The organism is Erythrobacter sp. EC-HK427 (genome assembly GCF_902498745.1).
Taxonomy (GTDB): Bacteria; Pseudomonadota; Alphaproteobacteria; order Sphingomonadales; family Sphingomonadaceae; genus Alteraurantiacibacter.
Map to the genome: position 1 here is coordinate 2,059,661 of NZ_LR701479.1, position 16,092 is coordinate 2,075,752.

General features: G+C 63.0%; 12 protein-coding genes. 7 read left to right on the forward strand and 5 right to left on the reverse strand.

What is annotated here, in order from left to right; genetic code table 11:
* Positions 1–14 precede the first annotated feature (14 nt).
* The 4 genes from GC121_RS10140 to alaS all read left to right on the forward strand — a co-directional run bounded on the left by GC121_RS10140 (position 15) and on the right by alaS (position 6,585).
* A complete protein-coding gene (locus tag GC121_RS10140) occupies positions 15–1,625 on the forward strand; it encodes a DUF4139 domain-containing protein (protein ID WP_199857826.1) in 1,611 nt (536 codons plus the stop codon).
* Between the two features lie 127 nt (positions 1,626–1,752).
* Entirely contained in the window at positions 1,753–2,820 is a 1,068-nt protein-coding gene (gene recA, locus GC121_RS10145; protein ID WP_151974168.1) for a recombinase RecA, read from the forward strand.
* Positions 2,821–3,019: 199 nt separating this feature from the next.
* Positions 3,020–3,844, forward strand: a complete 825-nt coding sequence (locus GC121_RS10150) for a class I SAM-dependent methyltransferase (RefSeq protein WP_151974169.1) — start codon at positions 3,020–3,022, stop codon at positions 3,842–3,844.
* A gap of 80 nt (positions 3,845–3,924) precedes the next feature.
* On the forward strand, positions 3,925–6,585 hold the full coding sequence (gene alaS, locus GC121_RS10155; RefSeq protein ID WP_151974170.1) for an alanine--tRNA ligase: 2,661 nt from the start codon (positions 3,925–3,927) through the stop codon (positions 6,583–6,585).
* Positions 6,586–6,603: 18 nt separating this feature from the next.
* Here alaS and GC121_RS10160 read toward each other — a convergent pair whose 3' ends face one another.
* Both GC121_RS10160 and GC121_RS10165 read right to left on the reverse strand, forming a co-directional pair.
* Positions 6,604–7,425, reverse strand: coding sequence for a hypothetical protein (locus tag GC121_RS10160; RefSeq protein ID WP_151974171.1), 822 nt, complete (start codon positions 7,423–7,425; stop codon positions 6,604–6,606).
* Positions 7,426–7,507: 82 nt separating this feature from the next.
* A complete protein-coding gene (locus GC121_RS10165; RefSeq protein ID WP_151974172.1) occupies positions 7,508–9,271 on the reverse strand; it encodes a cation:proton antiporter in 1,764 nt (587 codons plus the stop codon).
* Positions 9,272–9,557: 286 nt separating this feature from the next.
* Between GC121_RS10165 and putP the strand changes: the two genes are divergently transcribed.
* A complete protein-coding gene (gene putP / locus GC121_RS10170) occupies positions 9,558–11,039 on the forward strand; it encodes a sodium/proline symporter PutP (RefSeq protein WP_151974173.1) in 1,482 nt (493 codons plus the stop codon).
* Here the strand turns inward: putP and GC121_RS10175 are convergent.
* Positions 11,034–12,224: an acyltransferase family protein gene (locus GC121_RS10175; RefSeq protein ID WP_151974174.1), complete on the reverse strand. Its 1,191-nt coding sequence runs from the start codon at positions 12,222–12,224 to the stop codon at positions 11,034–11,036. The genes putP and GC121_RS10175 overlap by 6 nt on opposite strands.
* A 317-nt stretch (positions 12,225–12,541) precedes the next feature.
* Here GC121_RS10175 and GC121_RS10180 point away from each other — a divergent pair, with 317 nt between their 5' ends.
* Together GC121_RS10180 and GC121_RS10185 are read left to right on the forward strand one after the other, a co-directional pair.
* Positions 12,542–12,754 carry a cold-shock protein gene (locus GC121_RS10180; RefSeq protein WP_151974175.1) on the forward strand — a complete coding sequence of 71 codons (213 nt, stop codon included), beginning with the start codon at positions 12,542–12,544 and terminating at the stop codon, positions 12,752–12,754.
* Positions 12,755–12,843: 89 nt separating this feature from the next.
* Positions 12,844–13,098, forward strand: a complete 255-nt coding sequence (locus GC121_RS10185) for a hypothetical protein (RefSeq protein WP_151974176.1) — start codon at positions 12,844–12,846, stop codon at positions 13,096–13,098.
* Positions 13,099–13,109: 11 nt separating this feature from the next.
* On the opposite strand, the gene GC121_RS10190 is transcribed toward GC121_RS10185, so the two are convergent.
* Positions 13,110–14,711 (reverse strand): bifunctional GNAT family N-acetyltransferase/carbon-nitrogen hydrolase family protein, encoded by a 1,602-nt coding sequence (locus tag GC121_RS10190; RefSeq protein ID WP_151974177.1) that lies wholly within the window; start codon positions 14,709–14,711, stop codon positions 13,110–13,112.
* A 151-nt stretch (positions 14,712–14,862) separates the two neighbouring features.
* Positions 14,863–16,092 (reverse strand): NADP-dependent isocitrate dehydrogenase, encoded by a 1,230-nt coding sequence (locus GC121_RS10195; RefSeq protein ID WP_151974178.1) that lies wholly within the window; start codon positions 16,090–16,092, stop codon positions 14,863–14,865.

Sequence of the window (16,092 nt, forward strand, 5' to 3'; positions counted from 1 at the left end):
GATGGGGGAGGATTTTGGCGCTGCTTTCTTTAGCGCTCGCCGCACCGGCCCAAGCCCAAGACCGCCAAACCGTCACCGCCTCCGCCCCCGAAGCACTCGCGGTTACGGTGTATCGCGACCCCAATCGCCAGCCTTGGCAGCAGCTTCAGCGCAACTGGCCGCGCGGTTTTGCCATGATCAGCGAAACGCGCACCGTCACGCTGCCACAGGGCCGCTCGACCATCCGTTTCGATGGCGTGTCCGAAGGTATGATCGCGGTCTCTGCCATCGTCACCGGCCTGCCCGGCGGCACGATCGAGAAGAACCGCAACGCCGATCTGCTCAGCCCCGCCGCTTTGGTGGATGGCACGCTGGGCAACCGCGTCACCATCACCCGCACCAATCCGGCAACCGGCATTGCCGAAAGCGAGGACGCGATTGTCCGCACCCGCGCCGATGGCGGGCTGGTGTTGCAAACAGGCGCGGGATACGAGGCGGTGCGTTGCTCCGGCCTGCCCGAGCGGGTGAGTTTTGACTCCATCCCCGCAGGCCTTTCCGCGCAGCCCGTGTTCACTATCGACACTGCGAGCGATGCGGGCGGCACCTATCAGGTCACGCTCACTTACCTGTCTTGGGGTTTTGACTGGCAGGCCGATTACGTCGCCACCGTGCAAGATGGGCGCGCGGCGGATGATATTCGCTTCGATCTGACCAGCTGGCTCACCATCCTCAACGATAACGGCCAGAGTTTTGCCGGGGCCGAGCTGATGGCGGTGGCGGGCACGCTTAATATCGTGAGCAATTTTGCCGGTCTCGCCGATCCGCCCGATGCCGCGCCGCTGCGGCTGCAATGCTGGCCGCAGGGCAGCACGGCGACGGGTTCGCCGGTGCCGGTCTATGATGACTATTTTGAAGAAAGCTATGCCGAAGCGGATATGATTACGGTGACGGGTGCGCGGATGGCGGCGATGCCTTCTCCGCCTCCGCCACCTCCACCCCCGCCTGGTGCGCCGCCGCCGGTGATCGCGGGCGAGGAAAACCTCGGCGATCTCAAACTCTACCGCATTCCCGTTCCGGTCGATGTCAACGCGCAAGGGCTAAAGCAGGTGATGTTCCTGCGCGAAGAGGATGTCGAAGGCGAGATTGTGTATGAAACCCGCTGCGAGCCCAATAGCTGGGGCGGCGAACCTGCACCCATGCCTGTCGCCATGGTGCTGGAAACCCGCAATGATGCAGAAAGCGGGCTGGGCGTTGCGCTGCCATCGGGCACGATTGCCGTGTTCGAGCAAAGCCCCGTGGGTGATTTGCTGATCCGCGAGGAACGACTGCGCGACTATGCCTCCGGACAAGACGTCGAAGTGCCAATGGGCGCGAGCAGCCAGGTGTTTGCCACCTGCGCCTCGCGGGCCAATTTCGGCGATGCGAACTGGGCGCGGCAATGGTCTGGAATGCGCCTCACGCTCACCAACGCCAATCCGCATCCGGTGACGGTGCGGGTGGAGCTGGGCGCATCGACCGGTTGGGAACTGCAGGGCGTGCGTACGACATTGCGCGACGGGCAGCGAATCACCGAGCTGCGGATTCCGGCGAACGGCACGCGCGAACTCGACTGGCAAACCCGCGTTCCGCAGCCTGTAACCGAGTAATTTTCGGCAGAATTGCGCCAATCCAACAAAAATTCTGTTCCACTCTTGTTCTTATAGAACAAAGGCGGTACAAGCGTCGCTGTAGACAGTGGGAATGTTCCCCTAGCGAACCGACGGAGGCCGTGTCATGGCAAGTGCGAACCTGAAGCTGGTTGAGAAGGAATCCAACGTGGACCGTCAAAAGGCGCTCGACGCCGCACTCGCGCAGATTGACCGCGCATTCGGCAAAGGCTCGGCAATGAAGCTGGGCAGCAAGGAAGCGATGAATGTGGAGGCGATCTCCACCGGCTCGCTGGGGCTGGACATTGCGCTCGGCATTGGCGGCCTGCCCAAGGGGCGGGTGATCGAGATTTACGGGCCGGAAAGCTCGGGCAAGACCACGCTGGCGCTGCATGTGCTGGCAGAATCGCAGAAGAGCGGCGGGACAGTCGCTTTTGTTGATGCCGAGCACGCGCTCGATCCGGTTTATGCCAAGAAGCTGGGCGTGGATATTGACGAACTGATCGTCTCGCAGCCCGACACTGGTGAGCAGGCTCTGGAAATCGTCGATACGCTGGTGCGTTCGAACGCGATTGATGTGCTGGTGGTCGATTCGGTCGCCGCGCTGGTGCCGCGCGCCGAAATCGAAGGCGAGATGGGGGACAGCCATGTGGGCCTGCAGGCGCGCCTGATGTCGCAATCGCTGCGCAAGCTGACCGGCTCGATCAACCGCTCCAAGTGCATGGTGATTTTCATCAACCAGCTGCGCATGAAGATCGGCGTGATGTATGGTAACCCCGAAACCACGACCGGCGGCAACGCGCTGAAATTCTACGCTTCTGTCCGCCTCGACATCCGCCGCACCGGCCAGATCAAGGATCGCGACGATATTATCGGCAACACCACCCGCGTGAAGGTGGTCAAGAACAAGGTCGCCCCGCCGTTCAAGCAGGTCGAGTTTGACATCATGTATGGCGAAGGCATTTCGAAGATCGGCGAGATTCTCGATCTCGGGGTGAAAGCCGGCGTGGTCGAAAAGTCCGGCTCGTGGTTCAGCTATGACAGCGTCCGCATCGGTCAGGGTCGCGAGAACGCGAAGACCTTCCTCAAGGAAAATCCAGAGCTTTGCGCCAAGTTGGAAACCGCTATTCGCGGCAAAACCGACGAGGTCGCCGGGGAGATGATGGCGGGGCCGGACGCGGACTCCGAAGACTGATCCTCAAGAAGGCGGGCGGGGGCGTTTCTCCCTCTGGACACTGTAACAGGTGTAACAGGTTAGTCCCGACCTTGCGAAACCGGAGCCGGCAAAGGTGGTGCAGCAGCCACCGGAGCCGGCTTCTTCGCGTTGGTGCTTCCCTCCACGCGCGAACCGACCTAAGCGCCCCCAAGTGCGGTGCGCAGGAAGGGACAAGACAATGACCGATGCAAGCGAATGGCAAGGCCGCACCGGCGAAAGCTGGGCAACCGAATGGCGCCGCACCGACCGCAGCTTCTCGCTGCTCACCGAACAGCTCCTCGCCGCGACCCGCCAGTTCCGCTTCAAAACCGTGCTCGATGTGGGATGCGGGGCAGGGGAGTTGGCGCTCGCCATCGCGCGCGGGCGGCCTGAAGTCTCAGTCACCGGCATCGACATTTCCCTGCAGCTGGTCGACGTCGCGAACAGCCGCGCGGGAAACCTTACCAACATCCGCTTCGAAGCCTGCGATGCTGCCGCGTGGACAGCAACGCCCGACAAGGCGCCCGATCTCATCATCTCGCGGCACGGGGTGATGTTCTTCGATGATCCGGCCGCCGCCTTTGCGCATCTCGCCGGACAGGCACAATCAGGCGCAGGCCTGCTGTTCTCCTGCTTCCGCGAGCGCGTGCGCAATCCCTTCTTCACCGAAATCACCCGCCTGCTCCCGCAAGCGCCCGAACCCGCGCCCGCCGATGCACCGGGGCCGTTCGCCTTCGCCGATAGCGAACGGGTGCGCGGCATTTTGACCGCCGCCGGATGGGCGGACTTCGCGGCCAAACCGCTCGATCTGCCGATGATTGCCGGGGCCGGAGATGATCCCGTGGAAGAGGCGGTCGCCTATTTCCTGAAGATCGGCCCTGCCGCCCGCGCCGCCGCCGAACTCGATCCCGCCGCCCGCGAGCGCTTCATCACCCGGCTGCGCGAGCTGCTATCCCGGCATTGCTTCGGCGGCATCGTCTCGCTGCCGGCAGCCATGTGGCTCATCACCGCCCGCAAAGGATAAGCCGCCAATCGCACAATCCGCTTACAGTAATGCGCGCATTCGGCTTGTCGCAACGCGCTCTTGCGCCTAACTCGGCTCACATGAATTCGACCAACGATATCCGCCGCGCCTTTCTCGATTACTTCGCGTCGAACGATCACGAAGTAACACCCTCCGCGCCGCTTGTGCCGTATAATGATCCCAGCCTCATGTTCGTTAATGCGGGCATGGTGCCGTTCAAGAATGTCTTCACCGGCATGGAGACACCTCCGGCACCGCGTGCCACCAGCAGCCAGAAATGCGTGCGCGCAGGCGGCAAGCACAATGATCTGGACAATGTCGGCTACACCGCGCGCCACCTCACCTTCTTCGAAATGCTCGGCAATTTCAGCTTTGGCGACTATTTCAAGGAACGCGCGATCGAACTCGCCTGGGGCATGGTCACGCAGGAACTGGGCCTCGCGAAGGACCGTCTGAGCGTCACCGTCTATCACACCGATGACGAGGCGTTCGATCTGTGGCGCAAGATTGCCGGCCTGCCCGAAGACCGGATCATCCGCATCCCTACGAAGGACAATTTCTGGGCCATGGGGTCGGATGGCCCCTGCGGCCCGTGCTCGGAAATCTTCTGGGATCACGGCCCCGCTGTCGCCGGTGGCCCGCCCGGCTCGCCCGACGAGGATGGTGATCGCTTTGTCGAGATCTGGAACCTCGTTTTCATGCAGCACGTGCAGGAAGCAGACGAGATTGTCGGCAATCTCCCGCGCCCCAGCATCGACACCGGTATGGGTCTGGAGCGCATGGCAACTGTCATGCAGGGCGTGCACAATGTGTTCGAGACCGACACCTTCGCCACGATCATCGAATCGAGCCAGGATTTGCTTAAGTCCAAGGCCACCGAAGACACCATCGCCAGCCACCGCGTGATCGCCGATCACCTGCGCTCGACCAGCTTCCTCATCGCCGACGGGGTGCTGCCCTCGAATGAGGGGCGCGGATACGTCCTGCGCCGGATCATGCGCCGTGCCATGCGCCATGCGCATCTGCTGGGCGCGGAAAAGCCGCTGATGCACCGCCTTGTTCCCACTCTGGTGAGCGAAATGGGGCAGGCTTATCCCGACCTTGGCCGCGCGCAGCCGCTGATCACCGAAGTACTCGAACGCGAGGAAGCACGCTTCCGCCAGACGCTCGAAAAGGGCCTGCGCTTGCTCGACGAGGAAAGCGCCGGGCTGGCCGAGGGCGATCAACTGCCCGGCGAAACCGCGTTCAAGCTCTACGATACGTTCGGCTTCCCGTACGATCTGACCGAAGATGCGCTGCGCGCCCGCAATATCGGCGTGGACAAGGACGGCTTCGATGCCGCCATGGCGTTGCAAAAAGCCGCGGCACGCGCAGCATGGAAAGGCTCAGGTGCCGCGGCAGACGGCGAATTGTGGTTCGACATTGCCGAGCGCGAGGGCGCGACCGAATTCACCGGCTACAGCGCCAGCGAAGGCGAGGGCCGCGTTGTCGCGCTGGTGGTGGACGGCAAGGAAGTTCCCTCCGCCGATAGCGGGCAGGACGTGATCGTGCTTACCAACCAGACGCCATTCTACGGCGAAAGCGGCGGGCAGATGGGCGACAGCGGCACGATTTCGGGCGATCACCGTCTGGAAATCGCGGTCGCCGATACGTCCAAACCCTTGGGCCGCTTGCACGCGCATCACGGCACCATTACCAGCGGCAAGATCGCTGTAGGCGATACGGTGCATCTGGCGATTGACGCGGGTCGCCGCGATGAAATCCGCGCGAACCACTCGGCAACGCATCTGGTGCACGCGGCGCTGCGCAACCAGTTGGGCGACCATGTGACGCAAAAGGGCTCGCTGGTCGCGCGCGACCGGCTGCGGTTCGACTTCTCGCATCCGAAGCCGCTCAGCGCCGCCGATATCGCGGCGATCGAATCCGAAGTGAACGCCGAGATCCGCAGCAATCAGGAAGTCGTCACCCGGTTGATGAGCCCGGACGATGCCGTTGAAGCGGGCGCGCTGGCGCTGTTCGGCGAGAAATATGGGGAGGAAGTGCGCGTGCTGTCCATGGGGCGGCGCGGCGCGGGCGGGCGCAATTACTCGGTCGAGCTGTGCGGCGGCACCCATGTGCGCGCCACCGGCGATATCGCGCTGTTCCGCATCGTTTCCGAAAGCGCCGTCTCCTCGGGTGTGCGCCGTATCGAAGCGTTGACCGGCGAGGCTGCGCGCCAATGGGTCGTGGGCCGCGAGGAATCGCTCAAATCCGTCGCCGCAACGCTCAAGACTTCGCCCGAAGAGGTGGAGGAGCGCGTGGCGGCGCTGGTGGACGAGCGCAAGCGGCTCGAACGCGAGCTGGCCGAGGCGAAGAAGGCGCTGGCGCTGGGTGGCGGCGGCGGTGCGGCAGCTGCGGCGGACGAGGATGTCGGCGGCATTGCCTTCAGCGGGCAAGTACTCGACGGGATGGATCCCAAGGAACTGCGCGGCCTGCTTGACGAGGCGAAGAAGCGCATGGGTTCGGGCGTTGCCGCGATCATCGCGGTGAACGACGGCAAGGCGACGGTCGGCGTTGGCGTGTCCGACGACTTGACCGGCACGATCAGCGCGGTCGATCTGGTGCGCGCCGGTGTCGAAGCGGTGGGCGGCAAGGGCGGCGGTGGCCGTCCGGATATGGCGCAAGGCGGCGGGCCCGATGGCGACAAGGCGGACAGCGCCATTGCCGCGATCAAGGAAGCGGTGCTGCGCGTCTCGGCCTGAGCGCGCTGGCGCCCCCGCCTAGCGGAACACGCAGGCCATGCCCGCCCACAGTGACCCGATGCGGTTGCTATTGTCGCGGGCAAGCGCGTGCACACCGGCTCCGTAATGCTCATCGCCCAGTGTGGACTCCGGCATCGGGCGCATCCATTCGGGCAGGCGATCCATCGTATCGCCCAGCTGCGCGCCGCCCAGCAAGCGGATCGAAACCGGCGGCTGCGCGCCATATTCCATCGACCAGCCTCCCAGCGCATCGTCTCGGAAATGCAACGTCAGCCCGTCGAAGTTGAGAAACGTGAGCGGCCCGGCGGGGCATTCGGCGAGGGCTTCGCTGACCGTCGGTGTGCCGAGTATGGGTGAGAGGGCCGCAGACGCCTCCGCGCTGCTCGCGCCGAACTCCAGAACGCTGTCATCGTCCACGTCGGGCGCCATCAGCCACAACCAGTCGTTGAGCAGCACGATGCCGGGCGCGGTGCGCGGCTCTTCCTCCACCAGCTCGTTGGGAATCGGCATCCGGCAGATGTAATAGCTGCCACCATATTCCAGCGTGCCTTCCAGGCCCCAGCCTTCGAACACGGTCTCGCCCTGCGCGAAGCGGAAGCCCTGCGCATTGTCGCGCCCGCGCAGCGTGACGCGCACCGCATCGGCGTCCGGCGCCGGGCTGTCGTAGAGGATCGCGGTGCCGTGACGCAGCGCCTGGATTTCGACAATCAGGAAGCCTTCGCCCTCCCGGTCGCACTGGTACTGGTCGTTGAGCGAGGCGTGCGCCGGTGTCGCGGTCAGCAGCATGGCAGTAGCGATTGTTGCGGCGGCAGCGGCTTTGCGGATGGTGCTGGCAATCATAACTTTCCCCCTATGATGTCCGGTGAACCGTGCAATACGTGCGATTGACCGAGGGTGAACCATCCGTTCGAAGGCGCGAAAGCTAACCCGCTTCGGTGCTCGTGCGCAGCTTCGGCTTGTGTTCGAGCGCGCCTTCGCGCTGGATGCGTTCGCGGAATTCGTCGCGCTTTTCGTGGATGCTGGCGATCACCGGCCCCATCGGCACGCCGATATCAACCAGCGCCGCTTCGGAGAGTTGCAGCGAGCTTTCCAGCGTTTCGGGCACCGCCGTACTCGCGCCGCTGCGATACAGTTCGGCGGCATGGAAGCTGTCGCGGGCGCGGGCGATGATCGGCAATTCGGGATGCGCGGCGCGCAATTTGCGCACCATGCGCTGGGCGAGGATGTGTTCGTCCATCGTCAGGATCACCGCCGGAGCCTTGGCGATCCCCAGCTTGTCGAGCGCGTCTTCGCGCAGCGCATTGCCGAAGATCGCGTAATAGCCATCGCGCCGCGCTTGCTCGACCAGATCGGGATCGGAATCGATGGCGACATAGGGCTGATCGTGGCGTTGCAGCATTTGCGCCACCAACCGGCCGACGCGGCCCAGTCCGACAATGACCACGCGCGGCACCTCGCCCCCGTCATCGAGCTGGTCGAGCGAGGGTGCGGGATCGACCGAGCGCGCCACCCGCTTGCCGAGCATGGCGAGGAGCGGCGTGACGGTCAGCCCGATGGCGATCACGATTTGCCAGAACGCCGCGGTGCCTGGCTGGATCAGCAATGCCGAAGAGGCAGCGGTGAGCACGATCAGCGAGGTTTCCGACGGGCTTGCCATCAGGATGCCGGTCTCGGTCGCCGTGGCGCTACTTGCGCCCATCAGGCGCAGCAGGACGCCGGTCACCACTGCTTTGAGCAGCAGCACACCGACAACGGCGGCGGCAATCACGCCGAGATTGTCCCAGATCGTGGTCAGATCGATCCCCATGCCCACGGTGATCAGGAACACGCCCAGCGCCAGCCCCTTGAACGGCTCCATGATCCCTTCGACTTCGGTGTGATATTCGGTTTCGGCGATCAGCAGGCCCGCGAGCAGCGCCCCGACAATGGGCGAGAGGCCGACCAGCGCGGTCGCCAGACTTGCACCGATCACCACCAGTAGGCTGGCTGCAAGGAACAACTCGGGCGATTTGGTGCGCGCGGCCTGCGCGAACAGTCGGGGCAGCAAGAAGCGGCCCGCAACCATCATCACCGCCACCACCAGCGCGCCCTTCCACAGCACATCGACAAGGCCCGCCCAGCCGCCATCGCCCGCTGTTGGAGCGAGGGCGCCGAGGAGGAAGATGATCGGGACGATCATGATATCCTCGAACAACAGCATCGAGAGCGCGGCGCGGCCCACCGGCGTGTTCGTCCCCGAAATCGGCAGCACCAACGCGGTCGAGCTGAAGGCAAGCGCGAGGCCGAGCGCCAGCGCGCCCGTCCAGTACTGCCCCATCATCGAAAGCGCGGCAGCGAGCAGCAGGCCGATCACGATCAGCTCTAGCGCACCAAGGCCGAAGACCAGCCGCCGCAATTGCCACAAGCGGTTGAAACTCAGCTCCAGCCCGATGCTGAACAGCAGCAGGATGATGCCGAACTCGGCAAACGGTGCAAGCCGCTCGGGATCGGTAATGGTGACGTAGGACAGCCATGCATATTCGAACGTCATCCGCCCGAGGCCATACGGCCCGACCAGCACGCCGACGAGGATGAAGCCGATGATCGGCGTCACCCGGAAGCGCGCGAAGAGCGGGATGATGATCCCGGTCGCGCCAAGGATCACCAGCGCATCAGACATCAGCGGCGAGATTTCGGCGTGGTGCATGGGCTATCCTATCACACAGCGCGCGCCATTGCTGCAACTGCGAAAGCGTCGAGCGCTGCCGAACCTGTTACACCTGTTACACAGTCCAGGGAGCAAAAAGGGCTCTGTCTGCAAAGGCTTTTTTCCATGGCAATGCTCCACCATGTTGGATTGTCTGTAGGAAAGGATTTTTCGCGGGCGGTGGCGCGGCTTTACTTGCGTTCGCTCACCGCGCCAGCCGCGCAACCCCCTTGCAAAAACCCTTCGCCCCCTAGCCAGCACCGCGTGCATCGTTATGCTTGGGGCCATGCAGACACCAACGATCATCGCGCTCGCCCTCTATTTCGTCCTCATGCTCGCCATAGGCGTATATGCGTGGAAGCGTTCGGGCGACGATAGCGAAGGCTATCTGCTCGGCGGGCGTAACCTGCATCCGGCGGTGGCGGCGCTGAGCGCGGGGGCGAGCGATATGTCGGGCTGGCTACTCCTCGGTCTGCCGGGCGCGCTCTATGCGAGCGGGCTGGTGGAAGCGTGGATCGGCATTGGTCTGTTTGCAGGCGCACTGGTGAACTGGTTTGTCGTCGCCCCGCGCCTGCGCCAGCAGAGTGTCGATTACGGCAACGCCCTCACCATTCCTGCCTTCCTCGCCAACCGCTTCCCCGACAAGGCGACCGCGCTGCGCGTTGTCTCCGCGATCATCATCGTGGTGTTCTTCGCGGTTTATTCGGCGGCGAGCCTGGTGGCGGGTGGCAAGCTGTTTGAAAGCACGTTTCTGGACGGCACGATCATGGGCCTCAGCCCCTATATGGCGGGCGTGCTGCTCACCGCGCTGGTGGTGCTCGCCTACACTGCGATTGGTGGTTTTCTGGCAGTCAGCCTTACCGATTTTGTGCAAGGCATCATCATGGTGACCGCGCTCGTCATCATGCCGCTGGTGATCCTGTATGGCGATGGCGGCGGCGGGATTTCGCAGATGCGCGAAACGCTGGCGGGGGTCGATCCGGAGTTTCTGGGAATGTTCGGCGGGTTGACCGTGATCGGCTTCCTCTCGGCCGTCACATGGGGGCTCGGCTATTTCGGGCAGCCGCATATCATCGTGCGCTTTATGGCGGTGCGCGCTGGCGGGGTGCCGATGGCGCGCAATATCGCGATGACATGGATGGGCGTGGCGCTGGTGGGCGCGATCGGCATCGGCCTTGCGGGCCGCGCCTATGTAGAGCGCAATCCGGGCATTGTGCTGGACGATCCCGAGACGATCTTCATCCTGCTGGCAAACACGCTGTTCCACCCCTTCGTCACCGGCTTCCTGCTGGCGGCGCTGCTGGCGGCGATTATGAGCACGATTTCCTCGCAACTGCTGGTCGCCTCCAGCTCGCTGACCGAGGATTTCTACCGCCTGTTCCTGAAGAAGAACGCAAGCGAGCGCGAAGCGGTGAATGTCGGGCGCATCAGCACGGTGATCGTTGCGCTTGCGGCCATCGTGATTGCGAGCGATTCGAATAGCGGCGTGCTGGCGCTGGTGAGCAACGCCTGGGCCGGCTTTGGCGCTGCCTTCGGCCCGCTGATTATCCTGTCGCTGACATGGAGCCGCATGACCGGCGCGGGCGCGGTGGCCGGACTGGTTGTGGGCGCGGGCGTAGTGATGGCGTGGATCGCCCTCGGCTGGAACGCGGCGTTTATGGGCGGGCCGGGGGTGTACGAGATCATTCCGGGGTTCGCCGCCGCATGGCTGGCGATTTGGGGGGTGAGTTTGGCGACGGGGAGTGCCGCCCGAACGGCCTCGCTATAACCGCAAATGTATCCCCTTCCTGTGCAGGGGCAGGATGCACGCGAAGACAAACGCAAGCGCGCTGAAGGCAAAGGCCAGCGAGGCGAGATAGGGATCGGCGATAAATTGCGACAGGAATTCAAAGCCGCGATCTGCGATTGTTTGGGGAGTGTCGCCTGATCCAAACGGGACCGCGATAAAGGCGGCGGTGGCAATCGAGAGCGAAAAGGCAAGGATCGCATTCGCGCCCAGTATGCTTAGCGGCGCGAGCAAAGGTGCCAGTTTGGTGCGCAACAGCCCGGCGACCACCAGCAGCAACAGCATCGACATTCCGCTTGTCAGCAGAGCAAAACTGCTCGTCCAGATTTTCTTGTTGATCGGGAAGACCGGATCAATCAGCAGCGCGGCCATGATGAGCGCTGCGCCAAATGCGGCAAGCGCGGCGATGCGCCAGCTCTCGCTTCGCCGCCACAGCGACACGGCAAGCACGCCGAACAAGACATTGGTGGCCGCAGGCAGTGTCGCCAGCAGCCCTTCCGGATCATAGACCACCGCCCCGCGCCACGTTTCTGCGCCCAGTGCCCACATATGTTCGGGTGTAAAAACCTGTCGGTCTATCCAGGCCGCCAGATTGCCGGTCTTGTCCAGCAGTCCGGCGCCGTGCCCCGGCACTGGGACGAAGGTCATCAAGGCCCAATATCCAACAAGGATTACCGCGATGGCTGCAATAATCCCAAGCGTGCGCAAGCGGAGTTCGCCTTCTTTGCGTTGCGAGCCGACTGCAAGCAAAACCAGTACGGCAATCAGATAAGCCCCCGCGATGCGTTGCAGCACACCGGGTAAGCGCCATGTCGGCTCATCGGTCGGGCCGACGGGCGCAGCCCCCAGCCAACCCGAAATCACGTAAAGAAAATTGAGCGCGACCCCCAGCAAGACAAGCCCTGCTACTCTGCGCGCGATTTTGCCCCAGAACTTCCGCCGATTTTTGGCCGGATCAAGCGAAGCGCCGAAGGTTAGCCCCAACGCCATTCCCACGCCGAACAGGAAATCGGGGAAGACGAAATCGGCAAAGCTGAAGCCGTTCCAGTCGACATGCTGCATTTGCGGATAGGTGTAAGCCCAAGAACCCGGGCAGGTGACCAAGATCATCACCGCAACGGCAATGCCGCGCAGCACGTCCAGCTCCCTCATTCGCTCTGTCGGCATACAACCCCCTTATGACAACGATGTCATAAGCGGCTAGGCGGATACCTGCAACCCATGTTCGCAGGGCATCGCGATGCTGTAACGGAGCGGTGGGCCGACTAGCATGAAAATGAATCCTAGCTATTTTCCGAAATCCCCGCTATATCATTCCCGCTGACGTCGGAATTTGCGACGGACTTCGAAATTTGCCGACCGCCGCTTGCTTAAAAAGCCCCGGCGTAAACCAGACGACGACTTCCTTTCTTCGAACGATTTGACGCACGACCCGCCCGCAATTTCGTGGGCGATTACACTAATGTTCTCGAAAGGAACTCTCTATGTCTAAGACAGGCACCGTAAAATTCTTCAATGCCGACAAGGGTTATGGTTTCATCCAGCCCGACGACGGTTCCAATGACAGCTTCGTGCATATCTCTGCCGTGCAGGCCGCCGGTATGCAGACGCTCGATAAGGAACAGCGTCTCAACTACGAAGTCGAGCAGGGACGCAACGGCAAGGAAAGCGCCGTGAACCTCTCCTCCGCTGACTAACGGACTTTAGGGGAGCGGGCGCGGAGTTTCGGCTCCGCGCCCGTTTTCCATTCCTGTAACCCTCAACCGCAGATTGCCCGGAGAAATGTATGGCTGACACGTATGAAATGTGTTGCGAGCGCGCCGAACTGGCCGCCAAGGCTGCCGCCAACGCCACGCTGGACAATGTGCGCGACCGCGAATTGCGCGCCGAGAAGACCTGGCGCGGGCTCGCGGAAAAGGCCCGTTCGGTCGCCGAACAGCGCGACAAGATGGAACGCGAAAAGCGCGAGCAGCGTGCTGCTGATGCCGAAATGGCCGAAATGGCCGCACTGCAAGTCGCGGAAGTCAGCGAGAGCTATTAAACTCGAAGCCGCTATCCGCCGCCCGGCCCGTGCCGGTGCAAGGGCGGAGGGCCGCCGGGTTCGGCCTGCGTCGCGCCTTCGCGGTGATCCCATTCGATCCGGTAGAGATCAAACCGCCGGTCCGCCAGATTGCGCACCGTGCCCTCGGCGCGGGCCCAGGCGAGGTCTGCCAGATTGACATCGCTGATCGTCAGCGTCTCCACATTCTCGGTCGCCTCGGCCGCGATCCCGTCGCGCGCGAAGGGGAAATCGCACGGCGTCAGGATGCAGCTTTGCGCATACTGGATGTCCATATTGGCGACATTGGGCAGGTTCCCGACATTGCCGCTCATCACCACATAGCACTGGTTCTCGATCGCCCGCGCCTGCGCGCAATAGCGCACGCGCATATAGCCCTGGCGGCTGTCGGTGCAGAACGGCACGAAGATGATCCGAGCGCCTTCGTCCACCAGCCGCCGCGCGAGCTCGGGGAATTCCGCATCGTAGCAGATCAGCACGCCGATGGGGCCGCAATCGGTCTGGATCACGTCCACCGCATCGCCGCCGCGAATGTTCCACCAATAGGCTTCGTTGGGCGTGGGGTGGATCTTCTCCTGTTCGTGGATTGATCCATCGCGCAGGCACACCATCGCGACATTGTGAATGTCGCCATCGTCCATCCGTGTGGGGTGGCTGCCGCCGATGATGTTGATGTTGAATTTGAGCGCCATCTCGGAGAGCGTCTCGCGGATGCGCGGGGTGTATTCGGAAAGGCGCTCGATGCTTTTGAGCGGGGAGAGCTCCTCCTCCTCCGCGCTCAGCAGCATCAGCGTGAAAAGCTCGGGGAAGAGGATGAAATCCGCTTCGTAATCGCTGGCAACATCCACGAAATAGCGGATTTGCCCGATGAACTCGTCAAAGTCCTTCACTGCGCGGGCCTGCAACTGGCAGGTGGCAACGCGCACGTTTTCCACTCCGCGCGGCACGCGGGCCTGCGGGCTCGCCTCTTGATCGACGAAGGGATTGCGCCAGACCATGTGGACGGCATTGCCGCGGCTGCGCGTGTCTTCGGGCAGATAGCCTTCGAGAATGCCCAGCGGCTCGAACCCGTTGGCGAGCTGGAAGCGCAGCACCGGATCGTGGATTTTGCCCGCAACGACCTGTTCGAGATATTCGGCGGGCGTCTTCACCCGGCGGCGCGAGCGCAGGTAATTGGGCATCCGTCCGCCAAAGACGATGCCTTTCAGCTCCTCCTGCTCGGCGAGGAAGCGGCGCTCTTCATACAGCCGCCTCCCGATCCGCGTGCCGCGTACCTTGGGATCAACAACCATTTCATAGCCGTAGAGCCAGTCGCCTTTCGGATCGTGGCGGGAGCCGTAGCCATTGCCGGTAATCTCGTCCCACGTATGCGGGCGCAGCGCCTTGTCCCCGCCAATGCGCATGGTGGCGCAATAGCCGACGAGCCTGTCATCCAGAATGGCGACAAAGCAGCCATCGGGGTAATTGTTGATCTGCCCGCGGATTTCGCCCTGCGTGTAGGGCGCGAAGTCCTCATACACCCGCTTGGCGAGCGCAGCGATGCGGCGGATATCGCCGGGTTCGGCCTGCCGGACTTCGAGGCGGGCTTTGGTCATATGTCGCTCCCCTCCCGTGTCGGGAGGGGCCGGGGGTGGGGCGCGAAGCGCTGGGCCGGCAGGCCCACCCCGCTGCGACTAGGCGCGCTACGCACGCCAAGTCTCGCTGCCCCTCCCTCAAGGGAGGGGAGTTGCATGGTGCAGACTGGCCTCAAACCAAACCCTGCTTGCGCATTTCCGCCTCCAGCCCTTCGACAATCGCTTCGAAGAACTGCTCGGTCGTCATCCACGCCTGGCTCGGGCCGATCAGGAGCGCCAAATCCTTGGTCATCTTGCCCTGTTCGACGCATTCGATGCACACCCGCTCCAGCGTTTCGGCGAAGGCGACGACATCGGGCGTGCCGTCAAACCGGCCGCGATACATCAGGCCGCGCGTCCATGCGAAGATGCTGGCGATGGGGTTGGTGCTGGTCGCCTTGCCCTGCTGGTGCTGGCGATAGTGGCGGGTGACAGTGCCGTGCGCGGCTTCTGCCTCAACGGTCTTGCCGTCGGGCGTCATCAGCACGCTGGTCATCAGGCCCAATGAGCCGAAGCCCTGCGCCACCACGTCCGATTGCACGTCGCCGTCATAATTCTTGCACGCCCACACGAACTTGCCGTTCCACTTCAGCGCAGAGGCGACCATGTCGTCGATCAGGCGGTGTTCGTAATGGATGCCGGCCTCTGCGAACTTGGCGGCAAAGCCTTCGGTGTCGTAGACTTTCTGGAACAGATCCTTGAAGCGGCCATCATACTTCTTGAGGATCGTGTTCTTGGTCGAGAGATACACCGGCCAGCCGCGGTCGAGCCCGTAATTGAAGCTCGCGCGAGCGAAATCGCGGATGCTTTCATCGTGGTTGTACATCGTCATGGCGACGCCGGGCTGATCGAAAGTGTGCACTTCCAGATCGATGCTTTCGCCATTCTCGCCTTCGAACACCATGCGCAGCTTGCCAGCGCCGGGGATCAGCGTGTCGGTGGCGCGGTACTGGTCGCCAAAGGCGTGGCGGCCCACAACGATGGGGTCGGTCCAGCCGGGCACGAGGCGCGGGACGTTGTCGATCACAATCGGCTCGCGGAAAATCGTGCCGCCAAGGATATTGCGGATGGTGCCGTTGGGCGAGCGCCACATCTGCTTGAGGTTGAATTCCTCCACTCGCGCTTCATCCGGAGTGATAGTCGCGCATTTCACGCCCACGCCATACTGCTTGATGGCATTGGCGGAATCGATCGTCACCTGATCGTTCGTCGCGTCGCGGTGTTCCACCGAAAGGTCGTAATATTTCAGGTCGATATCGAGATAGGGCAGGATCAGCCGCTCGCGAATCCACTGCCAGATGATCTTCGTCATTTCGTCGCCGTCGAGTTCGACAACCGGGTTCTTGACTTGAATTTTCGCCAT

What these genes read in the sequence shown, in the direction of transcription:
- recA (WP_151974168.1), top strand. Translation starts at nt 1,753, where the DNA reads ATGGCAAGTGCGAACCTGAAGCTGGTTGAGAAGGAATCCAACGTGGAC.
- GC121_RS10150 (WP_151974169.1), top strand. Translation starts at nt 3,020, where the DNA reads ATGACCGATGCAAGCGAATGGCAAGGCCGCACCGGCGAAAGCTGGGCA.
- alaS (WP_151974170.1), top strand. Translation starts at nt 3,925, where the DNA reads ATGAATTCGACCAACGATATCCGCCGCGCCTTTCTCGATTACTTCGCG.
- GC121_RS10160 (WP_151974171.1), bottom strand. Translation starts at nt 7,425, where the DNA reads ATGATTGCCAGCACCATCCGCAAAGCCGCTGCCGCCGCAACAATCGCT.
- GC121_RS10165 (WP_151974172.1), bottom strand. Translation starts at nt 9,271, where the DNA reads ATGCACCACGCCGAAATCTCGCCGCTGATGTCTGATGCGCTGGTGATC.
- putP (WP_151974173.1), top strand. Translation starts at nt 9,558, where the DNA reads ATGCAGACACCAACGATCATCGCGCTCGCCCTCTATTTCGTCCTCATG.
- GC121_RS10175 (WP_151974174.1), bottom strand. Translation starts at nt 12,224, where the DNA reads ATGCCGACAGAGCGAATGAGGGAGCTGGACGTGCTGCGCGGCATTGCC.
- GC121_RS10180 (WP_151974175.1), top strand. Translation starts at nt 12,542, where the DNA reads ATGTCTAAGACAGGCACCGTAAAATTCTTCAATGCCGACAAGGGTTAT.
- GC121_RS10185 (WP_151974176.1), top strand. Translation starts at nt 12,844, where the DNA reads ATGGCTGACACGTATGAAATGTGTTGCGAGCGCGCCGAACTGGCCGCC.
- GC121_RS10190 (WP_151974177.1), bottom strand. Translation starts at nt 14,711, where the DNA reads ATGACCAAAGCCCGCCTCGAAGTCCGGCAGGCCGAACCCGGCGATATC.
- GC121_RS10195 (WP_151974178.1), bottom strand. Translation starts at nt 16,092, where the DNA reads ATGGCGAAAATTCAAGTCAAGAACCCGGTTGTCGAACTCGACGGCGAC.